This is a genomic window from Paenibacillus sp. 1A_MP2 (assembly GCF_052244825.1).
Classification (GTDB): domain Bacteria; phylum Bacillota; class Bacilli; order Paenibacillales; family Paenibacillaceae; genus Paenibacillus; species Paenibacillus vandeheii.
On sequence record NZ_JBQQCS010000001.1, the window covers coordinates 5,489,400 to 5,509,904 of the forward strand.

Genomic DNA, 20,505 nt, shown 5'->3' on the forward strand with positions numbered 1-20,505 from the left:
GCGATAGTTACACGCTTCGGCTGTTTTTTTAGGTAGAGATTGAGGTCGCTCCCCTGTCTTACGGGTTCGCGTTAGAGGGTTGATGAGCCTTTGTATTGCTCTCCTCCAGCATCGACTGGTCCAGTAAGGATACTGTGAGCTGAACCCCATCCCTCAGCCCTTGCATATACAACCGCTCATTCTCTATTCCTTTACTGAGAATGTATCGGCTCTCCCACTCAGCATATTCAGGTGTTTCCTCGATATCCTTGCCAGCAAACAATCCTTCGAACGCTTCGTCCTTTTCCTCACGTACACGACTCAATTCTGGGTCATGCTCGATTCGGGCAGATACTTCATCTAGCCTCGCCTGAATCGCTTGTTCCAACCACGGTGGAAATTCATTGCTTCTCCTCCCCTATGCATTAATATGTACCTCACTCATCATCGTACAACTCGGCTATGTCTCGCCTTCATTTCACTCACTCGTGCCACCAGTTCATCCACCCTCCGGCTCTGTTCCTGAACCTCCGGATTGTCCCACAACGGAATCGCTTGCTTCAAGGATGCCTCTCCAAGCTGATTAAGCTTGCGCCGTTCCTCTTCCAATAAGTCAAGCAACCGGCTCATACATCCACCTCTCTGATGGGTCTAAACTACGCCATGTCTTGTTAAGACTAGACGTGAGCAGCCATTTTTAATGCGATTATCTATACCCAATGTTGTATACTAATACTTTCGTCTAATCCTAATTGTAAGATAAACTGTGATTTCTATAATGCGGAATTCGAATTAAAAATGAAAAAACACCGATATAAACCTTCGGTGTCAAAACTTCGTACCTTATCCGCTAAAACCACGATTTTTCACGTTCTACAGGTCTTGTATAACGCTCGCATTCGATAATAGCTTTAAAACTTACAGATAAGGCCATGACTTTAGCCATAATATCTATTTGATATTCTCCATTGTTGGTCTGAACTTTTTGGTTATGAAGTATTAAGTAATCCTTAAGATCTTCAGCCTCAGCATAAGCCTTCAACACATCATGTTTTTTTCCATCACCTAATTTCATTTCTCTGAGGCCATCATGGCGTTACTTCTTTTTAAAGCCTCAGCGAAAAAAGAGAAACATGTCCTTGCTCAAGAAACTATTTCATCGGATAATGCCGTGTTATGTGGTGTTCTGACTCGTTAGTTTATGATTCTTACAACACTTTTTGTATTTTTTCCCGCTTCCACAAGGGCAAGGTGAATTAAGCGTAACGTTCTTGTACAATTTCTTACCTTCTTCTGAATAATTAAAAAAAAGTTCCATTTCACTTATTTTTCCTGATAAGTATTCAGTAGTGTGTGCTACATTCATCATTTCATTCGATATTTTCTTGAATTCTATATCTAAGTTAATACTGGGGTTAGAATCGTGCTCTATAATTATATTTATAGCGGTATAAATATTTTTGAGAATTTGAATTACATGACGAAATAACCTTGGTTCACTCGAATACTCCAAGTATTCACCTGTAATCATTTCAACATATTTTATTTGATCAATTGCTTCTACAAATCCAGCAGTATAAACTTTCCCAGTTCGAATAATTCTTTTTTTCTCACTATTAATTTCTTCCAAGATAGGAAATATGAACTGAAAAATACCGAATAAGAATTTATCATCGTTCTTCTTCTCTACTTGATAAGGCTCATATCTGCTTTGAATTTCAGTAGTGTACATAGACAGTAATACCCAACAATTTTTTTTGATTCCGTTTTCATTCATTGAGTTTAGAATATAGTCCGTTCTGACTTTAATATGCCCAAATTTTTCATCTTCTTGATCTCTCAATTCAAGTTTAACATTGGTTAAATGAGGTTTTGCCTGAACTAATGGCGCAAAAACCGCTAGAATCGACTCGAACGAGAACTGTTCAACTTCTCCAATATACACACCAGATAATTCCATTACGCTGTCATTTTCACTCTCTTGGTCTATTACGATACCAAATAAGCCTAATACAGCGTATGCTCCAAGTGATTTGTTTGTCACTTCATCTTCTGCTAAATAGGAATCTACATTATCAATTCGATACTTATTGTTAATTAGAAAAACCGTAAATGCTGCAATCGAAGAATACACTGTCTCAGATAGTAGATTGATTTGGTCGAAGAATTTATCAAAACTATACTCTTTAGTGGAGATAGTTTTGGTTTTCTTTTGTCTATTCCTAAGTATTACCCTTTGATTGTCTATATCTATATCATAATCTACATGCGCTTCAGAATGACGTATGATACTATCTACACCTTCAACAAAGTAATTAAGCTTATAATTTGTTAGTGATGCAAACTGACCACAAATATCACCAAATCCTGTCCATTCAATTAATTCATCGATATCAAAACTCTTTTCCCTATCTACGCAACTTGCTAATAACAAAAAAATCATGGAATCACGATATATCCCCTCGCATAGATCTTTATACCACTTCAGTCCATTTGTCATAAGAACATCACCAGAAGGATTATGACCAAAAACAAATCCAATTGCTATTGAAAGGTCACTTAACTTTTTAAACATATACTTGTATTTTGCAGTGTATCGGCTAAGAAACTCACAAACTAAGCTATTATTCTTTTCAAAAGCTTTCTCATAGGTTTTGTATGCAATACTTACCTTCCTAAAGAAACTTTCATCATCAAAGGCTATAGTACCAACATACTTGTAGATAGATAGTTTTAATAAATCATCATTTGAGTAGTGTTCTTTATCTCTAGATAAAATTGATCGAAAATAGTAACTTGTTTGCTCGCACACATCACTAATTTTCTCTTCAATCGTTCCTTCATTGGAGGTTTGCCATACCATTCCTAATATAGCAGAGTGGTTTAATTCACCATTCTGAAACAAATCAGTTACATTTTCGATATTGCGAGCACCAAATATATTTGAAAGTATTTTTAATTCTTGCGCTGAATTATCCAACTTCACTTGTGAAATGTCTTTCAATTTCATAGCATGTTCAATGTTCAATGCAATAGTTGACATGATTAGTTCAACGACGGATTCCTTATAAGCAATAACCGTAAGAAGAAGCCTTTTGTGAATATTTCTAAAAACTTTAGTAGGCTCAAATAAAGTGACCTCACCTAATAGAACATATAATTTAATCAAAAATGTGTTTATGTCATTAATAATTTGATTAGTTTCAACTAACTTAATACCCTCCTGTGTCATATTTATTGAGTAGAAAATGTCAAACCTTAATTCGTTACTTAATATACTAATATACTCCGAAACTTTCTCCATTTCATTCTCATAGCAATTCTTAGTTCTTATACCCTTTCTAATAGCTTTTTTTAGATCTTTATATTCCAATTCGCTATTTTCAATGTATGATACTACATTGTCCAATAACAATTTGCGAGATTCTACATACGGATCATCAGATTGTCGTTGATCCTCAAGTGATATATTACATTCCTTACATACATCATTTGTACATTCATTTAGGTGCCCATTAGCACATTTGATAGCAAAATAATCTAATTCTATATTTATCAAAACTATCACCTCTTAACATAGCTTAGAATTCTAATCTCATCCAGCGTCTCTGTTATCGCGCCCCAGCATATACTGGGTGTCTGGGGAAACCAACCAAGCGAATGAAGAACGAGTTTAATCCAATTAGACACGCTTAAAATAATCAGAAATTTTTTTATAAGATGAATCAGCTTTCTCCGATATAACCTATTCAAATAAATGCCCTAAAAAATCCTTTTGCAACTTTTGTATACTTTCCTCTAAAAGACTTATAAATTCTTCAGCCCTTAACTGGTATGTGTTTATTTTATCTCTTATAAGTATTATGTCCTCTGTTCCAATGTATTCACTTTTCAATTCCCATAAAGCCTGATCAAGTTTAATTCCTGATTGTCTAATTTTTGTGTACATATCACTATACTGTTTTATTACAACAATACGTTTTAAATAAAAAATCTCTAGTGCACTGTGACACTCGACCCAAGTTTTTGTGATCTTCCAAAACCTCTCATCAAATTCACTTATTCTTGTTTTTATATCACTATTTAGATATCTATCATCAAATGGAATACTAAGTGTTCGATTTTCTTTTGTATTCTCTAGAAATTGAAAAAGCAATTCGATAAATTCATCATTAGCTTTTAATCTTAAATCTCTTTTAAATTTTTCTGTTTCATTCTTATATGCAGCTTTCTTCTGTCTGTTAACATTAATAAAAGAAACTAGCAGACCGGCTAGTGAAACTACTAAAGCAATATAAGAGATGTTTATGTTCTTCATGCTCTATCCTTCCTTTTCTTTTATCTTCCTGCTATTTCTTATAACGTTCCTGTATTCGCGACTCGACGCATGTCGAGTGTCCGGCGAATGCCGGACCAAGGGCGTTTGTCCGTAGCGTAAATATTATGTTATATGAGGTAGCATGCTTCTATGGATAATTAATAAGTTCCAATTCACCTAATCTACTTGGATGTCTACCTTTACGTTTTTGTTTGTCAATAAAGCACTTTATTTGCTTTGGCTTTTCTTTTATATTCATACTATTAATAATTTTATTTACTTGATATTTTCTTCTTTTATATTGGTCTTCATTAGATCCCCATGCAATTATTAATAAATCAATGTTTGTAATTGCCTTTTTAATCCACTTATCATTCTCCCCCCAGTACTAGCTACGGTACTAACAAGAGCCGAATGTTTAGTAGCTACAAAAGCGAATAAATTGACCACTTTTAAAGTCGTATAGCCTTCTTTAAGGAGCATATTAAATACTTTCATTATAGATAAATCTAGTTTGTATTCATCGGCATAACTAGGATTCAACATAATAATTGTTGCGATTTTCTCACCTTGTTTAGCTTTCTCTACGGCACTCTTTTCTAAATAATATCTGTAGTTTCTATTGGCATCAGAGTAGATAGCTTTTGTTTTAACAGTTCCTGTTACTTCCATTTTTCAACTCTCCTAAATTATATAATTCAATGCTATTTCATATAACATTCACTGTATTCACGACCCGACGTATGTCGGGTATCCGGCGAATGCCGGATCAAGGGCATATGCCCGCAGCGTGAATATGATGTTAGATGATGGATAAGTCTTCGTTGAGTTGCTCTCCAAATGTTCAATAGGCTCTTTTATGATTGACACAAAAGTATTTAATCCCAGTCCAAATATGCTTGTATTTTTAATTCTTCGTCCTTACAGTCAGGACACTTTAGAAAATTCTCTTCTATTTCATCTAGCAAAGGCTTTTTAGGCATTTGCATATGACAACATGGACACTCAAAGTTATTTGTATAAGAATAATCTTTTGATGTTATATGCAGAAATGTACAATTTAATAAGTATCCACATTGTTGACAAACATAAAGCCCGTCATAACATTCAAAACTTGTATCTTCTTCATTCATATATTTTAAGATTTGTTGCCGCCCTTCTTCTTGTTCATACCATTCCAAAATATTTTTCAAATCTATGTAGTTAAAACCAATTCCTAAAGAAACATTTTGATTGTAAGAGCACTGTTTGCAATTTAATGTATAAGCCACTCCCATGTAAATAACCTCTCTCTTAAGAATGAATTTCACTTATCTTTCAACTAACGTTGTTGTGTTCCCGACGCCTCACCGACTTAAGCCCCGCAGTGGGAACATGTTGTTATGTGATGTTACCGCCTTCTGTGAGTTACTTCTCAAATTTTTATACTTTATCAGAAAGTATTTTCAATAATATCGATTTGTAATTTTCTGCTACTTCATATAAAGAATTAATATTTTCTGCATAGCCGGAAAAGACAGCTCTAAGTTTACTATCAACATTTTTGTTATCTTTTAAAATTGCTTTTGTTATCACGTTTCCTAAACTTTCGTACGGATTATGTTGATCGTTATTTCTAAATTTTCTTATATGGTCATCAATAAAATCGATAGTTATGTAATCATAGGTATTAAATTTGAAAATATTATCGTCAATAAATCTAATCATCTTAAAAAGTTCAGACTTCCCCACAAATCTGGTGTCTCTTTTATATCTTTTGTATTCTTGTTCTTTATTCATCTCATCAATAATAATCTTCGCACTAGTTTCAATAAATGAATATACATTAGAATATTCTTCTATTAAGGATCTGTTTAACATCTCTACAAATGAAAAAAAGTAACCTTCAAATTCTTTCAATTCCGCTTCAGTTTCAGCTTTAAAATAAGTATTTAATACCGTTCTGCTTTCAAAATCAATTTCAACTTCATAGGGTATAACATCTAAAATAGAATCTAGTTCAGTACCGAAATTATTCGCTTTATACTTAATATTATTAACGAGTAGGGTGTAGTTCTCTTCAATTTTTCTCATTTTCTATCCTCCAATTGAATATTAATCATTATTTTCAGTTTTTCTTTTGCGGTAATTGCACATAACGTTCCTGTATTCACGACGCGAGCCGACCTTAGATAGCATATCTCAGGCCGGCTCGTGTGTCGTCCGAGTTATCTTCCATGATTATACATCGGACGACCAAGGGGCATAAGCCCCGAAGCGTGAATATATTGTTATCTGAATGTATCTGTCTTCTTGAAATTACTCGGAAGTATTTTTGAAAATCTTGTTTATAATGTCTTTTTTATATTTTTCCCTATCTCTCTTAGTTAATAAATGGCTATTCCTAACGGTGTAAACTAATCTGTGGAACAAAGCTTCATGTTTGATTTTTGTATAGAACTCCTCTTCTTCAGGATCGTAATAATGATGCACAATATCAGGATGCTGCAGTTCCTCGATTTCTAGAGGATGTTTTGCATAGGGATTATGAAATATATTAATTCCTTCTATTAAAGATTCTCTATAAATATTTTTCTCTTCGACACCTTTAATTTTATCAAGACCATAATCGTTATACTTCTCAAAAGCAATCAAAATAAGTCTGTCATCTTCGCTTAGAACTCTTGCCTTTCCGGAAGTGGCAGTATTACTAAACATAACAGCACTAATGCCTTCATATTTAGGATCCAAAAACAGTCCTAATGGTAGTTTTGTTCCATTTGGTTTGATAACCGCTTTTACTTTTTTATTACCATAGACAAATCTTTCTCCATCTATGTCTTCGTAATCAGGTATATCGAATGTATAGAGCAATCTTCTTATCGCATTGGTATTCTGAGTAAAAAAGAATGGTTGCTCAAAAGGAGCTACTGCAATAACAAAAGGTTTATTCTTACAATAATCTTTTTGGGAGTAGTCATCAATAAACTTATTAAACTTAAATGTCAAAGCCTGCATTAATCGGATAGTTGCAAGCTCAACGATATTACTGTACTCTGTGTACTTGTCAAACAATTCTATATCATGAAGTACATTTTCTCTTTCCCATTCGGGAAGTCCGTCCTTAGGATTACTTGCAATCACTGCCTCAACTAAGAATTCTTTATTGTTTTCTCCTTCAACAAAAAAATCAGGGGATTGATTACTAAAATCGACATCTAACTTTAATTCCTTAAAGCAAGCAAATAAATACAATTCCCAAAAACTTGAATTGAATGTTGTTTGAAATTCTGTAACAAATTTATTATCCCTGTCTACAAATCCTTGAGCCCAATCATTTAATACTTTCTTAATATATGAATCTTCACGGATAGCCAAAAAGTTTTTGTGCAATTTTTCTTTATCTAGTTCTGAATAAAAAAGATTCATAATCTTCCTCCTTGTTTCAGATATTTCAGATAACGTTCCTGTATCTACGAACCCGAGAGGCTTAAGGGAGCAAAGCGACCGGGTCCGACGGACTTAGCCTCGCAAGGTTGTCAGCTGACTCCACTTCTCCGCTTACACTTCTTGCGAACCAAGGGCCAAAAGTTCCGCAGCGTAGATAAGGTGTGATCGGATGTTATCGACATATTCGAACTTTCTCACATTTTCTTTCCTCATTTAGTTAATTTTAATACAGCATGTATAGTGGATAAATAATAATGAAACATCCATTCATACCAAACATCTTTGTCATAATCATCCATTTGTTTATCATTATTGTGCCTAATTTTATAGTTATTCACTATACCAAATATCATTTTGTCATGTTCTTTAGAGGTTAGTGTCAACATCTGATCTCTTATTGGCTCTAAAACATCTGCTAATATATTTATAGCCTTCTTCTTTTGTTCGTTATTTGTTGTGTAATGAAAGAACATTTTTATTGCCGTTTCAATCTGTTCGGTTATTTCATCGCTTGTTTCAATAGGTAAATCCTTATTCAGTAGATCATTTAAAGCCATTGTTGTGGTATTAATAATCCATCCTTTATCATTCAATTCATAACCATCATCCAAAAACCGAAGAAACTTATTTATTTGTATTCTAAATTCTATTTGAGCCTCTTCTTTCCAATAAACCTCAAAATCATCACGTATTCTAATATACTTATGTAATATCTCAATAACAGTAAATAAAGTTTCTTGGTCATACCTTTGATAGTACTCATATATAGGATAAACTTTGTTGTTTCCAGTATGTAAGAAAAAATATCCTGACGGACTGGGTTCCATAAGACACGGCTTATGTTTGTCTCCCTCAAAAGCAAGTTGAAAATATCCTTTATTATAAAAATAGAAATAAACTTCACCAAAAAACACACGAAAATCTTTAAAGCTAATTTTAATACTTTCAAGGTTTATCTTTCCATTCCTTTGCATGTAATACATCTTGTAATATACCTCCACTATTGTGTCTTTTCGAGAATTTCCGATAACTTTCCTGTATTCATGAACCCCGTAGGGGTTGTCTGCATGCATCCGCTTCCCCGAGTTATCTATGGCAGACCCAGGGCCGAACGGCCGCAGCGTGAATATTATGTTATCAGAAGTGAGTTCCATCATTGAGTTACAAATGAAAATCTCTTTGATGTTCTATTAATTCAATTCCTACTGCATAATATCTCGCTTTTATATCAATATTATCCCATTCTTTTGGCATATTAGTTCTTGTCAGTAACTTCTCTTCTTGTTCAGTAATGGTAGCTGTCCAAAGGTATTTCTCTAACTGGTCGTAAATGAATTCAATTGTTAATCTATTTTCCTTTGCTAGATCTTCACATGGTTTTTGAATATATTTTTGTTTCGGAACCAAGTGTTCATAGCGCAATCCTGACCTTTTTCCAGATTTGAGAACTTTTAAAGCTAATGATGAAATGTAATCAGTAGTAAAGTGTTTATCTGCTGGCTTCATCGATATATTTTTTTTTAATAAGTGGATATGTAATATTGTCAAAAATTTATTTTTCCCTTCATTTATACCAATCATATATAATTTATTCTCGAAGGGTAAAGAACATAAGAATTCATAATAATTCTGGGCTAATACCATTAATATCTCTTCTCTACTCTGAGTCAAGTTATTTTCCCCTTTTTATATTTTTTACTTATTTCTGATAACGTTGTTGTATTCACGATCCGACACATGTTGGGTGTCCGGCGAATGCCGGACCAAGGGCATATGCCCGCAGCGTGAATATTATGTTATAAGATGTCCTCCACTCCCATGCTCAGCAATCAAATCGTTCTTATATTAAATCTATGAAGAGCATTATTTATTTCAATGACTTCATTCCACTCTGAAGAATCCGGCTCCCCATTGGTAAAAACATAGTGTATGCTGCATAACCTAATTCGAATAAGGGTTTATCTGATTTCAGCAAAAAAGGAAATCCTATATGTGCAATTATTCCAAGCACTTGACTAGATCGGTCGCTAAAATATTTCTGATTTAACTGCTCTTTGATAATTACTCGTATTAATTCAGTGGCGGCTCTCACTGACTTATCTGCGTGATTGAACGTTTCTACTGTATTCATATTTTTATAAATTTTATCAAGTGAAAGTGCAATAAATCCGTAATGATCAGTCTTTTTTATCTGTGCTTCTGCTTCTTTAATATTGCTTTCAATGCTTCCTCGCCTATTTAATCTTTTAGCTGCTACTGAATATTTCTTCCCCTTGAAATTAAACGTAAAATCTGGTTCCTCAAGCTCGACTTCCAGACCGGATCTTTCGAATATTGAACTTAGATAATATTGAAATTGGTAATTCCATGGTGCAGTGTTCTTATTATTTTCAATGATACTCCCTTTAAACATCAATTGAATTTCATCGCGAACTGCATTATCTGTACATGATAAAACACTATTTGAGTTTGCAATCGTTATCAATTCCCAATAGTCTTTATAGCCTTCTAATAAATTTTTATAGTTTTCATTTATTGCTTTGTAGTCCTTAGAAGTTATAGCAATAATATAATCCTTGAAAGTTCTTTTTTTATATTCTTCAAATCGACAGTTATTGTGAATAATATAGCCACGACTTCTTAATTGATTAAGTGCTTTTTCAATCATTATCGGAACTTCAAACACTTCTTGATCAATACCATAGTGCGGTAATAACAAGATTACCACCTCCTTTAAGCCCTTGTTATAAATACTTTGAGGATTTCTTATAACGTTACTGTATCCACGACGTCCCACCGACTTAAGGCTCCGTCAGGAGCCGGCCGCGATGCGGTTAGTCGGTGCGGATGTGTCCGCCTGATTCTGCTTCCCTGCTATTCCCCTACGGGCGGACCGAGGAGCCGTCAGGATCCGAAGCGTGGATATGATGTTAGATGATGTTGCCGGCTTCTTGATATACCATTCTCAATATTCATTATTACATATCAAGCATCCGTGACATGACAATAGAATATTATGTTTGTCGCATTTTGGATAACCTACTGGTATTGTTGGTGTCTCATCTTGATCATTGTCTTCTATCCATTCTAAATACTGTTGCTCATCTACATCATTTACTTCAAATGCTATAATCATTTTTTTGAAATGTTCTAAACACGTAATGACCATTTCTTTATTAGGCTCATAACTCAACTTGCTCCAAACTTGCCCACATATTGCATTATCTAATGCTTCTATTAGGAACTCTTTCTCTTCTATAAAGTTTTCCGTTGCCCATGGTAGTTCATCGATATCAAAACCTACTGTTCCTATTCCAACAACTTCCTGATCTCGCTGAGCCAACCATATAATAAGTTCTTTTTCACGATTTGTTTTTGCTGTCATAGAACCACTTATCACTATTACTTCTAAGAACACTGCTGTTAAAGTATTAGTCATTGAGAGTGGTTGAATATTTTCTCTATTTCTTTTCAAAACTATTGTGTTTCCCATAGAATTAGTATCCCTTCATTTCGGCAATTTCATCTAACATCTAATCTATGTACTTCGTAAATACCACACATCCTGCCAGATATCTGAACTACGTATATGATAACCTATACGGATATATTTGCGAAGAAAAATTTGGTGAAAAAGGGAGAATTATTAGGATGCTCAATCCCCCATGTCCATACGATTCAGTGGGCTTTTAATACGCTTAATATTTTTCGTACTATCAATGCATATATCGCTGAGTTGTTAGTGCACTCGCATGACCGAGTAGCTCCTGAAAGTATCGTAGATTGGTCCCGTTTTCCAGTAAATGAGGACGAAGGAGTGTCTCAGAGCATGAATAATTACCTTTTCTACAATTCCTGCATGTCGTCTTACTTCTTCAAAAACCTCCTGCACGTTCCGCTCAGTAAGATGTCGACCAGAAGATTGTTCATGAAAAAACTAGCCAAAGAGCGAACTAAAACCAAGACAGCAGCCCCCCATAGGAACTGCTGTCTTTACGTTTTTTATAATTGGCCCTACTTAATATCACTTCATTTAGGTAATCCTCCGAGCCTTTGTAATACTTGAAACATCTATATTCTCGTTTACCGTTCTAAACATACAAATGCCATCCCAAAACAAAAGCAGCCAAGATGAAAGCCGAGATGCCAGACATGATGTACATCATCTTTTGTTTTTTGCTGTAATTGTTCTTCCGCAGTCTGTAAATAAGCAAGCCAAGATATGCCACTGCTAGAACCACATAAAGTAAATTAAACATTAAATTGATCCGTAGCGAAGAATAAGCGGGATAACTTGGAAGTCTCGTGTGTATGATTAAAAGGTTAAGAGGAAGTACCGCACCTGCGAAATTAATGGCAAGACAATATTTATCAAAATGGTTTGGAGGATTTCCCCGTTTATTTCGTTTGTAAAGAAGCATCCGGATTAAATAGCCGATCAACACACTTAAACTGAAAACGATGGCTAGCGCAACAGGAATAAAAGATATTACAATCAAGTTCACCTTCAAATTCGATACAGGTAGGTAATCCATGTAAGGAGTGTAGGAAATTTTCTCAACAACGCCATTATGCTCGACAACATTATAAAGACTACTTAACTCAGCTTTTGAAAATTTGGTTATATCAAGCTGCCTGAATAAATCAGTAAATCTAGCGGCTGGCCGTCGTGCGGATTGAAAATATCCTCCTTCAGAAGTGACTGAATTAACATATGTACTATTACCGAAGATTTTGCTAATAAGTCCATAATAATAAATCTCCTCGAACGCAATGTTTGTCATGACCACCATTCCAAATTTGGATACTGGATCAAAGACAACTTTGCTTGAAAATCCTTTTAAATTCCCTTCATGCAACAGCGTAGATACCCCGTATTCCATCTCAACGAATCCATGCGCAAACCGAGGAATCGAAGTCTCGTCATAATATAGACTTGTTGACAACATTTCGTCTAACGTATCCCTCTTCGCAAATAATACATGGCTATCATCAACAGGCATCAGCGCTGCAAGGAATTTCCCTAAATCTTCTGCTGTCCCGATCGCTGCCCCTGTAGGATAAAACGTTACGTATACTCTGTTCTCAGGGATCCGTTTCAAATCTTTCGTATACCCCTCAATCTCATTCCTTCTTTGCACGATGTCCGGACGATCTTGCCCCGTTGGATGAACCGTAGTGTCGTTCATATGAAGAGGTTCAAAAATATGTTGATTAACATATTCATAATAAGGTTGCCCACTTACCAATTCCACGATGTAACCGGCTAATCCAACGCTATAGTTTGAATAACCAACGACGCTATTCGGTTTGTATATCTGTTTCGGCTCGTTTTTACGCAACGTTTCTCCTAAATCAACATTTTCAATCTCGTCGTAATAATACACTTCGGACGCTGTTTGATCTTCCCAACCCGCATTGTGATGCATCAGGTTCAATAGGGTAATTGGATCATCGTATTTCAGCTTTTTGAAAAATCCCTCTGGCAGATATTCTTGGATATCCGTATCCAAATCAAGCTTTCCTTGTTCGACAAGCTGCATCACACTCGTATAGACCAACAGTTTCGAGATTGAAGCCCATTCAAAAACCGTAGAGGTATCCGCCTTTCGCTGATTCTCAATATCTGCGTAACCATATGCCTTATTCACAATGGTTTCGCCATCTTTAATAGCCACAACCGAAACGGCAGCGGTATACTTCTCATACGAGGCAACATAAGTATCAATCGTTTCCTCTAACTTGGATATAGGAATCCTGGATGGTGTAGTCTCAACCTGTTTCTCATCAGCGAGGGCAGGTACTGCTATTGCCATAATGATAAATATGAATGACAAAACACAAGCGATTACTTTGTTTACAGTGTGATATCCACGATTCATCTGCATTAGCTTCTCTCCTTTTATTTTAAATGTTAATTACATACTCTTGTTCTCACGTATGCGTTTTCAAAAGAGTCCGCATGAATCAAGGTTATTCTCAAATGCAATTACACTCCATTCAGGAGAGAGGTCGGAGCATTTTTCCTATTAATTTGGGCGTGATGATCTCATCGGTCCATTTTGGTGTTAATGCTGCTCTTCTGTATCTTATATATTCTTTTGTCCAGCCTTCGAATTCTTCTCCTCAGAAACGATATGTAATGTGATTTTTCCTGCGTTGTTAGCATCCGGATCACCATACCTATAAAATAATCCATTGGAACGAACGACTTTACTCACATTATTCTTTCTTATAAATATCCTTCATTCATCACATATATCCATCTTCAGGTTCACCAACATCAAAACCTATTTTTGACGCTTCCAATTTGAACGTTTCTATCCAAGAAGTCCAATCATCATTATTCATCTGTGCATAAAATGCTAATCCACTAGGCTCAACGGATGCTTCAATAAAAACATCATCCTCTTCAGACCCAAACCAATATGGAATTCCACTTTTATAACCGATCCACCCTGGCATACTCTCATACACTTTAGAAACTTTATCCCATACCTCATCAGGCAGATCATACCTTATATTTAGGTTGCAATTATGAGAATTTATGTTTTTCATTTACCTTCTTTCCCTCTACCTCAGACGGACATCAAGATATATCCTCTATTTTTATTTATAAGTACCACACTCTTCAATGACTTGATCAAGGATCTATCTCTTGTTCTTTATATACTATTTTCGTTATCATTTTTGAATATTTTAATCTCGTTATTTCTATTTTAATCTTGGTATTACCTCTTCCCAATCCTTTGACTATTACGATGTTATTATTCACATCAACTATTTGTCCAATTGTGTTGAACTGCTCTTGTTTCTTGAGATCAAGGTATGTTACACAGCCAAGTATACAAAATACAATAAAGCAAAAAATTGATAACGCAGTTGTCCATGCAGGAGGATGATATGCTAAGTTATTGGTAGTTACTTGAATTACGATTATAAAAATAAATAGAACGATGAATAGAAATTGCTTTTTTAATTTGCCTTTAGCTTTTTCGTTCATAGGACTGTCTACCACCCATCTCCAGTTTTCCTATAACAACATGATTGAAGCCTTGTCCATCATAGTTAATTTTCATTCGTATTACGTCTCACTCTCATTAATGGATCTTTACGGAGATGAATCACAAAGTCTTGATTCGAAGTATGATATACAAAGTTACCAGGCTCTACTCGAAAAAATTCTTTATTCGCATCTTTTTCTGATACAGTACGAATTGGTGCAACTTCATCTACAATTTTTTTGTTATCTTCCTCATGATAATGAATGATAGAAACCAGAACAAATTGGTCAGAGAACAGTTCTCTAACCTCTTGCCATTTCATGTGTTATACCTCCTGTTATTCGTATTTGTTCAACTTTCTATCATTTTAACATATACCTTTACTTCATATATCATTCCTGTATTCATAACACCCAACCTAGTCCAATGTATCCTCACTTGAGTATGTAAAATGTACAAAGAAACCGTCTCCTTTGGTATATGGTTGCTCTCACTTCCATTTACTACGAAACGGTTTCTTTTGTTTTTTTAATTTTAAGAAAGGATCTGTTCCTTCTCATTACGACTTAACACATCAATAGCTTCAACAACTACCACCGCTATATCTAAGGCAAGGTACCGACGCTATGCGAAGGAGCAAACGCCCACACTAGCATTGTGATCGATCCGCAACATCATCTGAGTGTCATAAATTCGTGGAGAGTGTCATAAATTCGTGGATTGACATTCAGGCTTTCTTCATTACAACCCTGTGCCGATCTTTGTTGCAGCAGAATCTGCATACCACTGTTCGGATATCTCAGCTCAGCATGCTGTGCTCCCTCCGGTCTCTGAAGTCCTCACGGTCAGCTTCCTCCATCCTGTGGATGTATCGTCGCAATGCTTCTTTATGCGCCTCCAATTCATCCATTCGGCTGGATGTCCCCTCTAGAAATGATTGCATCTTGAATCCTAGCGTTGTGGCAGCATTTCCTGCCCAATCTTGCTCCAGTCTACTATGTATTGAACGCATCTTCTGCTCCTGCTGCATTAAGCGCTCTTGCAACTGCTCGCATTGATGAACGGCTCTTCTCAGATCGGATAAAAATACCGATATTCTCGCCATGTCACTTACCTCCTCCCGTTAATGAACTGGTCTGCCTGAATGAAATCTTCGTGCTTGCGTTCAATGTACTCGGCAATCTCGCTGATGGATTCCTGATACCAACGGTTAATTCGTTCCAGTGTCGCCGTAGCTTCGTAAGCGATTGACGTGAAGGAATGGCTTTCACTTGTGGAAGTATAAGCCTCGAACATTCGGATGGAAGCTTGTGCATCACTGGAAAACCCGCTCAGACTAAAGCGCATTTCCTTGGCTGCCTGTGCCAATTCCTCCGGCGTTAGTCGGATTGTGCCACCACCTTGACCTGACTTTCCATTGGATGCAGCCGCAATCAAGGGGGCCACCAACCCGCCAACGAGGTTTGACAAAGCCATCCGTGATTCCTGATAAGCATTCCAGCGTGGTGAGATGTCAATTTGTTTTCCTGTTGCGCGATCGATAAGTGGACCGACCAAGTTACCCTGTTCATCAAACTGATACTGGTTCATCGAGTGATATCCCTTGCCTTCTTTTTTGGAAAACGAGTCCATCAATCGAACAATATTACCGACCTGAAACTTGTCCAGATCGATATCAATTGGGAAATTGTATGTGACTAACGGGCCGCTGGGCCCCATCGGACGAATCGGCACCATGAGCTGGAATTGCAGCCTCCAGTTTTGGTACATCGCATTGGCCGAGTCAAAATCCTGGCCTTTGTAGTACGTGCTGCCAACATGTCTGTCATATTCAAAAAGTCCTCCTGCACCTACTGAATCGTTTGGCTGAACGATGTTCACCACTTTTTTATCATAATAACCCTCATTCACTTTCGCCAAGCTTGCATCGTCCAGCAGATTGGTTACACTCGGAGCACTGTATGTCATGGCCGACAAATCCTGTCGCGCTGCCACATATTGCGCTAAACCACCTCCAAGCGAATGTCCCGTAGAGAGATACTTGCGTCAGGATATTTTGATTTGACTTGTTCATAAAGCACTTCCGCCTGATGAAATTGGTTGTTCTCCCAATCGATATCGTCCTTAATGGATTGAATAAAACTTTTCTTGAAAATGTTATGATGATTTGGGTCAGTTACGGCATCCTCCAGTTCTCTGGTACGTCCACCTAAAACATCGAACACATCTGTTTCGTAATCGGCTGCTCTCCCAAGCCAGCTCCCATCTGGCTCCGTTCCGCGGTAACCGATGACAATCTGATTCGTCTGATTGTTGTGGAGGATGACGGAATCGAAACCCGACACTTTATTGTGGAGCTTGGCACCTTCCGGTTCAATGACCTTCCATTGTGCATAATCCCCCTCCTCCGTAAGTGATGTTCCTGCAGTAACGTTTTTCTGGTAGGCTAAGTCAGATATTTCCTTATACAACTCATCGCTAATGTAATCGTTCCGCATAAGTACCTCCTGAATTGAACATTTCAATATGATTATGTAAACTAGTGATAATTCAATCTTTATAGTATATTAATACCAGTCTATGAAAGTAGAGGTGTCCCTTTTGAGAAAACCTTTCTTCCTTTTTGTAATCTTAATTATCTCATCTCTCTTGCTTGGAGCATGTGCCTCCGAAGAGGAAAAGATGATTGTATCCTCCGCCGAGAAGTTCGCTGCAAATTATATTCTCGAAAAGTACGGTGAAACCGTTCGTTTTACGGAGTATAGATTCTCTCCTCCCGATCTAAGCAAGTCGTTAGGCCTCCACGGCTACATTGAAGGCGATAAGAAAAAGAAGGTATTTGTTTTCGTGCAATACGATCCTCTAAGTATTAAGACACTATCGCTCCCTGAAGGAATATCCAAGAAACCAAATTCCAAATAGAGAGTTGAAGTATATTTTTAAAACGATCAATCGATATAAACGCTTTTGAAACTATAGGGAATATATGGATTGTATCTTTCGTCAATTACTTCTGTCAACGTTCCTTGCAACAATAAAATGAAGAAACAAATGCGATCTACATAATAGAATGATTGTGTTCTTAAGATATGATAAACCTCTGTTTAAAGAAGTTATCCACTAATTCGATGAATTCTGAATATACAAAAATAGAGGGAGTTACAGCAGAACTCCCCCTCATCCCAACAACTTCTGCTCGATCTGATCCACAATCCCATTAATACCTGTTGGCCCATAACAACCGATCCATGTCGCGGCATCTACCGAGTATATTTGCTGTCGCTCATCTGTATCTAACATCCCCCAGACACGTTGTTCTGTCGCGGATATGCCCTCCTGCATCATTTCGTTACTAAGCAAAAAATAGTGACTGGCCTGTACTGCCGGTAGTCTATCAACCGAGATATGATAGGCCGTGTCGGAAGTGTCCGCCACAAATAATGGAACAGGCAGACCCAGATCACGGTACAGCACAGCACCTGTACGATGAGCAGCAGAGTGAACCCGAACGAGAGAATCCAGCGGACGGATCAGTGCCACACTCTTACCTGCCAGTACCGGAGCCAGTTCTTCGGACAGCAAAGCAGTACGTCGATGATAATCCGCAAGTATTCGCTTGGCCTCTGCCCGCTTGCCAGTCAGTTCACCGAACAGACTCAGGATGGTCTGCCAGCTCTCATTACGCTTGAATATAATCACTGGAGCGATTCGACTTAACCGTTCATGATGCTGATCATGCACCTCAGTGCAGATAATCAGATCCGGTAATAATTGTTCCACCACAAGCAGATTAGGGTACTCATACGTCCCGAGTAATTCGGTACCCTGAAGTCCTGCTCTGATATATTGAGGGAAATTGACCACCGCACCTCCCGATCCTACACTTCCTGCTGGAGACAATCCAAGCGCGAGCAAATGATCGGCATATTGAACATCCAGCACGGCGATACGCTGTGGTGATTCAGTCACTTGATGTTCACCTCGCATATGGCATATCACCGGGCCTTGGTCCGACTCGTACGAAGAAGCCAATTCCTTGTTTCATGATGAATCCCCCCTTATGTATTTAATGATAATGATTTTCATTATCGAAACATAAAGAGAGTATAAACGATCTCCTCATCGCGTTACCATGTACTTTTGCGACATTTGAGCTGGACTAATGCGACATCACCAGCCGCTTATCCGCCCTTTAATTTCTCAGCGATATACGCTTGCAGTCGGTAAATGTCTGAAAGAAACTCTCCTTCCTCTGGCGTATTTCCATACTCCCCTAGCCAGCGCGGTGTACGGATATGCCACTCGTCTGTCAGGTAATACTTTTCATCGCGATACTCTAAAATATGTCCCAGGAAATATTCCAGAGAACCGAAGGATTGTTTATGAGTGTCGTTTATGATGGTTTGTGTTTGTTCAATGATCGCCTGCAACATGTGTTGGATATGATCTTCTGGATTCATAGAGTTGCCCTCCTTACCATCATTTCAAGATGTATCTGAAACTACGAATATAATAGTTCATACGGATACGTTTTGAATAATAAATTAGCGAACAAAAAATAATTATGCTGATAGTGACAGGAGACATTTTAATTGAATTGACCAGAGTCTTCTTTGAGAATAGCACTTTCATGCATTCGGGAAACTACCCTCTATTTCAACTAGTTATCGTTTCACCGAGAATTTGAAATGACGGATTGTAATATGAAGTGCGACACCCTACTGAAATAAAAAAATGGCTCATAGCCTGATTCGTGTAGAATGAAAGTTACCACACCAGCATTCACACAAGGAGAATCAGTCCATGAGTTATTCACATCTTAGCATAATCGAACGCAGCAAGCTAGAAATCCTCCACAGACAAGGCAAAAGCTCAAGAGCTATTGCAAAAGAACTGGGGAGGCATTCGTCCACGATTTGCCGTGAACTAGATCGTGCTAATTCATCGTATCCCTATCAGGCAGAACACGCTCAGAACGCTTATGAGAAGCGTCGTCAATCCTCTGTCTCTTCAGGTAAATGGTCAGACACCTTAGCTGCTTCACTGGAGGAAAAACTGAAGGCAACGTGGTCTCCGGAACAGATCAATCAACGCTTCCGTACCGAAGGCTTGCCAGCAGTATCCTTCAAAACGATCTATCGCTGGATCTACGCAGGTCGACTGGTTCAAGGCACGTTACAGGCTCTCCGGCACAAAGGAAAGCGTCAGAAACCCGCAGAAAATCGCGGTAAATTTGCCATTGGCAGATCCATTTCGGATCGTCCCCAAGAGGTTCGTTCTCGTGAAACGTTTGGGCACTGGGAACTGGATACCGTCGTATCAGGTCGTGGGAAAAGTAAGGGATGCATAGCCACGCTCATTGAACGCAAAACCCGTCTATATACCGCCATTCTCATGCCTGATCGCACCGCTTTGTCTATGGAAATTGCGCTTGGTGTAGCCATCTCACAGTATCCCACAGGCACTTTCCTCACCGCCACGGCTGACCGGGGAAAGGAGTTTGCATGCTATGCCAATCTGGAAACAAGCCATGACCTGCACGTTTATTTTGCTGATCCATATTCGTCTTGGCAACGCGGTTCCAATGAGAATGCGAATGGATTGCTTCGAGAGTTTTTCCCGAAAGGCACCGATCTCGCTCAAGTTGAGGATGAAGATCTTGCCAATTCACTAGATCTAATAAACCACAGACCACGAAAATGCTTGGGTTGGAGAACCGCTCACGAATCTTTCACAGAGGAACTGTCGCACTTGGTTTGACAATCTGTCAAATAA

General features: G+C 37.5%; 25 protein-coding genes. 2 read left to right on the top strand and 23 right to left on the bottom strand.

What is annotated here, in order from left to right; translation table 11 throughout:
- Positions 1-58 precede the first annotated feature (58 nt).
- The 21 genes from ACTWJ7_RS26915 to ACTWJ7_RS27015 all read right to left on the bottom strand — a co-directional run bounded on the left by ACTWJ7_RS26915 (position 59) and on the right by ACTWJ7_RS27015 (position 17,228).
- On the bottom strand, positions 59-367 hold the full coding sequence (locus ACTWJ7_RS26915; protein WP_443146024.1) for a hypothetical protein: 309 nt from the start codon (positions 365-367) through the stop codon (positions 59-61).
- A gap of 56 nt (positions 368-423) precedes the next feature.
- A complete protein-coding gene (locus ACTWJ7_RS26920; RefSeq protein ID WP_301881752.1) occupies positions 424-609 on the bottom strand; it encodes an aspartyl-phosphate phosphatase Spo0E family protein in 186 nt (61 codons plus the stop codon).
- Between the two features lie 220 nt (positions 610-829).
- On the bottom strand, positions 830-1,054 hold the full coding sequence (locus ACTWJ7_RS26925; protein ID WP_301881753.1) for a hypothetical protein: 225 nt from the start codon (positions 1,052-1,054) through the stop codon (positions 830-832).
- Between the two features lie 99 nt (positions 1,055-1,153).
- Positions 1,154-3,538, bottom strand: coding sequence for an SEC-C domain-containing protein (locus ACTWJ7_RS26930; RefSeq protein WP_443146025.1), 2,385 nt, complete (start codon positions 3,536-3,538; stop codon positions 1,154-1,156).
- 186 nt (positions 3,539-3,724) lie between these two features.
- Positions 3,725-4,297 (bottom strand): hypothetical protein, encoded by a 573-nt coding sequence (locus ACTWJ7_RS26935; protein ID WP_301881755.1) that lies wholly within the window; start codon positions 4,295-4,297, stop codon positions 3,725-3,727.
- Positions 4,298-4,445: 148 nt separating this feature from the next.
- Positions 4,446-4,661 carry a DUF1643 domain-containing protein gene (locus ACTWJ7_RS26940; protein ID WP_443146426.1) on the bottom strand — a complete coding sequence of 72 codons (216 nt, stop codon included), beginning with the start codon at positions 4,659-4,661 and terminating at the stop codon, positions 4,446-4,448.
- Positions 4,628-4,969, bottom strand: a complete 342-nt coding sequence (locus ACTWJ7_RS26945) for a DUF1643 domain-containing protein (RefSeq protein WP_443146026.1) — start codon at positions 4,967-4,969, stop codon at positions 4,628-4,630. Before ACTWJ7_RS26945 ends, ACTWJ7_RS26940 begins: the two co-directional genes overlap by 34 nt.
- A 206-nt stretch (positions 4,970-5,175) precedes the next feature.
- Complete coding sequence (locus tag ACTWJ7_RS26950) at positions 5,176-5,574, bottom strand: hypothetical protein (protein WP_301881757.1); 399 nt, start codon at positions 5,572-5,574, stop codon at positions 5,176-5,178.
- A 145-nt stretch (positions 5,575-5,719) separates the two neighbouring features.
- Positions 5,720-6,370 carry a hypothetical protein gene (locus tag ACTWJ7_RS26955; RefSeq protein ID WP_301881758.1) on the bottom strand — a complete coding sequence of 217 codons (651 nt, stop codon included), beginning with the start codon at positions 6,368-6,370 and terminating at the stop codon, positions 5,720-5,722.
- A gap of 225 nt (positions 6,371-6,595) precedes the next feature.
- Positions 6,596-7,705: a hypothetical protein gene (locus ACTWJ7_RS26960; RefSeq protein WP_301881759.1), complete on the bottom strand. Its 1,110-nt coding sequence runs from the start codon at positions 7,703-7,705 to the stop codon at positions 6,596-6,598.
- A gap of 230 nt (positions 7,706-7,935) precedes the next feature.
- Positions 7,936-8,709 (bottom strand): hypothetical protein, encoded by a 774-nt coding sequence (locus ACTWJ7_RS26965; protein ID WP_301881760.1) that lies wholly within the window; start codon positions 8,707-8,709, stop codon positions 7,936-7,938.
- A 178-nt stretch (positions 8,710-8,887) separates the two neighbouring features.
- The gene (locus ACTWJ7_RS26970; protein WP_301881761.1) at positions 8,888-9,397 is read right to left on the bottom strand and encodes a hypothetical protein; all 510 of its coding nucleotides are present in this window, start codon (positions 9,395-9,397) and stop codon (positions 8,888-8,890) included.
- A gap of 196 nt (positions 9,398-9,593) precedes the next feature.
- Positions 9,594-10,445: a hypothetical protein gene (locus ACTWJ7_RS26975; RefSeq protein WP_443146027.1), complete on the bottom strand. Its 852-nt coding sequence runs from the start codon at positions 10,443-10,445 to the stop codon at positions 9,594-9,596.
- Between the two features lie 246 nt (positions 10,446-10,691).
- Positions 10,692-11,219 carry a hypothetical protein gene (locus ACTWJ7_RS26980; protein WP_301881763.1) on the bottom strand — a complete coding sequence of 176 codons (528 nt, stop codon included), beginning with the start codon at positions 11,217-11,219 and terminating at the stop codon, positions 10,692-10,694.
- 598 nt (positions 11,220-11,817) lie between these two features.
- Positions 11,818-13,614: a serine hydrolase domain-containing protein gene (locus tag ACTWJ7_RS26985; RefSeq protein ID WP_301881764.1), complete on the bottom strand. Its 1,797-nt coding sequence runs from the start codon at positions 13,612-13,614 to the stop codon at positions 11,818-11,820.
- A gap of 364 nt (positions 13,615-13,978) precedes the next feature.
- Complete coding sequence (locus ACTWJ7_RS26990) at positions 13,979-14,284, bottom strand: hypothetical protein (RefSeq protein ID WP_301245163.1); 306 nt, start codon at positions 14,282-14,284, stop codon at positions 13,979-13,981.
- A gap of 85 nt (positions 14,285-14,369) precedes the next feature.
- Positions 14,370-14,729 carry a hypothetical protein gene (locus ACTWJ7_RS26995; RefSeq protein ID WP_301881765.1) on the bottom strand — a complete coding sequence of 120 codons (360 nt, stop codon included), beginning with the start codon at positions 14,727-14,729 and terminating at the stop codon, positions 14,370-14,372.
- A 65-nt stretch (positions 14,730-14,794) separates the two neighbouring features.
- Positions 14,795-15,052: a hypothetical protein gene (locus tag ACTWJ7_RS27000; protein ID WP_301881766.1), complete on the bottom strand. Its 258-nt coding sequence runs from the start codon at positions 15,050-15,052 to the stop codon at positions 14,795-14,797.
- Positions 15,053-15,529: 477 nt separating this feature from the next.
- Positions 15,530-15,835 (bottom strand): WXG100 family type VII secretion target, encoded by a 306-nt coding sequence (locus ACTWJ7_RS27005; RefSeq protein WP_301881767.1) that lies wholly within the window; start codon positions 15,833-15,835, stop codon positions 15,530-15,532.
- Positions 15,836-15,840: 5 nt separating this feature from the next.
- Positions 15,841-16,698, bottom strand: coding sequence for a hypothetical protein (locus ACTWJ7_RS27010; RefSeq protein ID WP_443146028.1), 858 nt, complete (start codon positions 16,696-16,698; stop codon positions 15,841-15,843).
- Positions 16,699-16,733: 35 nt separating this feature from the next.
- A complete protein-coding gene (locus ACTWJ7_RS27015; protein WP_443146029.1) occupies positions 16,734-17,228 on the bottom strand; it encodes a hypothetical protein in 495 nt (164 codons plus the stop codon).
- 103 nt (positions 17,229-17,331) lie between these two features.
- Between ACTWJ7_RS27015 and ACTWJ7_RS27020 the strand changes: the two genes are divergently transcribed.
- The gene (locus ACTWJ7_RS27020) at positions 17,332-17,652 is read left to right on the top strand and encodes a hypothetical protein (protein WP_301881769.1); all 321 of its coding nucleotides are present in this window, start codon (positions 17,332-17,334) and stop codon (positions 17,650-17,652) included.
- Between the two features lie 255 nt (positions 17,653-17,907).
- Here the strand turns inward: ACTWJ7_RS27020 and ACTWJ7_RS27025 are convergent, their stop codons facing one another.
- Entirely contained in the window at positions 17,908-18,699 is a 792-nt protein-coding gene (locus ACTWJ7_RS27025) for an ABC transporter substrate-binding protein (RefSeq protein ID WP_301881770.1), read from the bottom strand.
- Positions 18,700-18,911: 212 nt separating this feature from the next.
- Entirely contained in the window at positions 18,912-19,190 is a 279-nt protein-coding gene (locus tag ACTWJ7_RS27030; protein WP_301881771.1) for a hypothetical protein, read from the bottom strand.
- Positions 19,191-19,533: 343 nt separating this feature from the next.
- Between ACTWJ7_RS27030 and ACTWJ7_RS27035 the strand changes: the two genes are divergently transcribed.
- Positions 19,534-20,490, top strand: coding sequence for an IS30 family transposase (locus ACTWJ7_RS27035; RefSeq protein ID WP_301881772.1), 957 nt, complete (start codon positions 19,534-19,536; stop codon positions 20,488-20,490).
- The last annotated feature ends 15 nt before the right edge of the window (positions 20,491-20,505 follow it).

Excerpts from the sequence above, each read along its gene's own strand:
- ACTWJ7_RS26920 (WP_301881752.1), bottom strand. The coding sequence starts at position 609 with ATGAGCCGGTTGCTTGACTTATTGGAAGAGGAACGGCGCAAGCTTAAT.
- ACTWJ7_RS26925 (WP_301881753.1), bottom strand. The coding sequence starts at position 1,054 with ATGAAATTAGGTGATGGAAAAAAACATGATGTGTTGAAGGCTTATGCT.
- ACTWJ7_RS26935 (WP_301881755.1), bottom strand. The coding sequence starts at position 4,297 with ATGAAGAACATAAACATCTCTTATATTGCTTTAGTAGTTTCACTAGCC.
- ACTWJ7_RS26945 (WP_443146026.1), bottom strand. The coding sequence starts at position 4,969 with ATGGAAGTAACAGGAACTGTTAAAACAAAAGCTATCTACTCTGATGCC.
- ACTWJ7_RS26950 (WP_301881757.1), bottom strand. The coding sequence starts at position 5,574 with ATGGGAGTGGCTTATACATTAAATTGCAAACAGTGCTCTTACAATCAA.
- ACTWJ7_RS26955 (WP_301881758.1), bottom strand. The coding sequence starts at position 6,370 with ATGAGAAAAATTGAAGAGAACTACACCCTACTCGTTAATAATATTAAG.
- ACTWJ7_RS26960 (WP_301881759.1), bottom strand. The coding sequence starts at position 7,705 with ATGAATCTTTTTTATTCAGAACTAGATAAAGAAAAATTGCACAAAAAC.
- ACTWJ7_RS26965 (WP_301881760.1), bottom strand. The coding sequence starts at position 8,709 with ATGTATTACATGCAAAGGAATGGAAAGATAAACCTTGAAAGTATTAAA.
- ACTWJ7_RS26980 (WP_301881763.1), bottom strand. The coding sequence starts at position 11,219 with ATGGGAAACACAATAGTTTTGAAAAGAAATAGAGAAAATATTCAACCA.
- ACTWJ7_RS26985 (WP_301881764.1), bottom strand. The coding sequence starts at position 13,614 with ATGCAGATGAATCGTGGATATCACACTGTAAACAAAGTAATCGCTTGT.
- ACTWJ7_RS26990 (WP_301245163.1), bottom strand. The coding sequence starts at position 14,284 with ATGAAAAACATAAATTCTCATAATTGCAACCTAAATATAAGGTATGAT.
- ACTWJ7_RS26995 (WP_301881765.1), bottom strand. The coding sequence starts at position 14,729 with ATGAACGAAAAAGCTAAAGGCAAATTAAAAAAGCAATTTCTATTCATC.
- ACTWJ7_RS27000 (WP_301881766.1), bottom strand. The coding sequence starts at position 15,052 with ATGAAATGGCAAGAGGTTAGAGAACTGTTCTCTGACCAATTTGTTCTG.
- ACTWJ7_RS27005 (WP_301881767.1), bottom strand. The coding sequence starts at position 15,835 with ATGGCGAGAATATCGGTATTTTTATCCGATCTGAGAAGAGCCGTTCAT.
- ACTWJ7_RS27010 (WP_443146028.1), bottom strand. The coding sequence starts at position 16,698 with ATGACATACAGTGCTCCGAGTGTAACCAATCTGCTGGACGATGCAAGC.
- ACTWJ7_RS27015 (WP_443146029.1), bottom strand. The coding sequence starts at position 17,228 with ATGCGGAACGATTACATTAGCGATGAGTTGTATAAGGAAATATCTGAC.
- ACTWJ7_RS27030 (WP_301881771.1), bottom strand. The coding sequence starts at position 19,190 with ATGAATCCAGAAGATCATATCCAACACATGTTGCAGGCGATCATTGAA.
- ACTWJ7_RS27035 (WP_301881772.1), top strand. The coding sequence starts at position 19,534 with ATGAGTTATTCACATCTTAGCATAATCGAACGCAGCAAGCTAGAAATC.